Source organism: Vibrio sp. 10N.261.52.A1, assembly GCF_002876325.1.
Taxonomy (GTDB): domain Bacteria; phylum Pseudomonadota; class Gammaproteobacteria; order Enterobacterales; family Vibrionaceae; genus Vibrio; species Vibrio chagasii.
Window position 1 is genome coordinate 1 of record NZ_MCYD01001277.1, and the last position, 1,701, is coordinate 1,701.

Consider the following 1,701-nt stretch of genomic DNA (forward strand, 5'->3'; position numbering starts at 1 on the left):
AGTTAATACTGTTATCACGAGGGTTATCGATGAACATGTCTTTCGTTAGGTTGCCCTTAAGGAAAGAGTTCGTGAATTCACGGTTGAAAACTTTGTGTAGGTTAGAATCGTCTTCAAGCAATAAACCTTCTTGTACAAAGCTATCGATCTGCTTACGCCACGTATCTACCACGGTGTAAACGTAGTGTGCGCCTTTAATACGACCTTCGACTTTAAGCGAGTCTACCTTTGCGTCTACCAGTTCTGGCAAATCGTAATAGGCAGAGTTATCTTTTAGGTTCAGTGGGAAACGGTTACCCGCATTCGTGATTTCATATTCATCACGACACGCTTGACTACAACGGCCGCGGTTGCCTGAGTTACCCACACTTACTGAGCTTGAGTAACATTGACCCGAAAACGCGATACACAACGCGCCATGTACGAACACTTCTGTCAGTACATCATGGTCGTGTGCAACTTCAGTCAGCATTTTAATTTCAGGCAGGTTCAACTCACGCGACAAGTTAACGCGCGATGCGCCAATCTTAGACAGGAACTTAATCTGACCTTCGTTGTGTGTGGTTAACTGAGTTGAAGCGTGAACATCTAATGATGGGAAGTGCTTCTTCACTAAGTTAAACAAGCCCAAATCTTGGACAATGATGCCGTCTACCTTGGTGTTCACCAGCTGGTTTAATAGCTTAGTGATGCTCTTCGTTTCGTGCTCCAGCAGCACAACGTTAAGCGTTAGAAAGATCTCACAACCGTATTCATGAGCAAGGCGGATTACCCCGTTCAACTCATCTAACGACAAGTTAGAAGCTCTGTTACGAGCGTTGAAGGTATCTAAACCGCAATAAACTGCATTTGCTCCGGCTACGATGGCTGCTTTAATCGCTTCTACATCGCCACCAGGGGCTAATAACTCAATTTTTCTGCTCATTTTTGAAGTCGCTCACTTACTTATAATTTTTAAGCCGCGTATTCTACCCACATCACGATCTGTTTACCACTGTACAACACTTTTCAAACTCAATGACCTCAACAATGCCTAATCCTTCAGCTCTACCCGTCCTGTACTCTCTTCGTCGCTGTCCTTACGCAATGCGTGGAAGAATGGGCATCGCCTTATCGAAACAACAAGTACTACTAAGAGAAATCGTCACCAAAGACAAGCCTAGTGAACTATTGGCCAGTTCGCCAAAAGGTACAGTTCCAGTTCTAGTGTTATCCGATGGAAAGGTTATTGAGCAGAGCTTAGATGTGATGATGTGGGCGCTTCAACAGAACGATCCTCAAGATCTTCTACGTTCGAGTAACCCTTCGCTCAGTGAGCAAATCCACCAGCTTATTCAACGTAATGACAATGAGTTTATTGGTCACTTAGAGAAGTATCGCGCTTCTGTTCGCTATCGTAATGACGACATCGAGCAACGTAGGAACTTGTGCGAAGCCTTTATCAGCGAACTTGAGGCTAAGCTCGCCCACCACGACTATTTGTTTGGAGATTTCCCTAGCCTAGCCGACTTTGCCGTAATGCCATTCGTGAGCCAGTTTGTAAGAGTAGAAAAGAAATGGTTTGTGCAGTCTGAATACCAGAACGTCGGGCGTTGGTTGCGATCGCACCTCGAAAGTAAACTTTATACCCAAGTAATGAAACAGTACCCATTATGGAATGACACCAAGCAAGATTGTCTTTTTGGATAATTCCAAATAGCA

2 protein-coding genes are annotated in these 1,701 nt (G+C 44.4%); one reads left to right on the forward strand and one right to left on the reverse strand.

Annotated features, from left to right (window positions below):
* Positions 1-925: peptidase U32 family protein (locus BCT81_RS26780; RefSeq protein ID WP_133152743.1), on the reverse strand; the 925-nt coding region annotated here is incomplete at its 3' end.
* Positions 926-1,029: 104 nt separating this feature from the next.
* On the opposite strand from BCT81_RS26780, the gene BCT81_RS26785 reads away from it, so the two are divergent.
* Entirely contained in the window at positions 1,030-1,689 is a 660-nt protein-coding gene (locus tag BCT81_RS26785; RefSeq protein ID WP_102426430.1) for a glutathione S-transferase, read from the forward strand.
* Positions 1,690-1,701 lie beyond the last annotated feature (12 nt).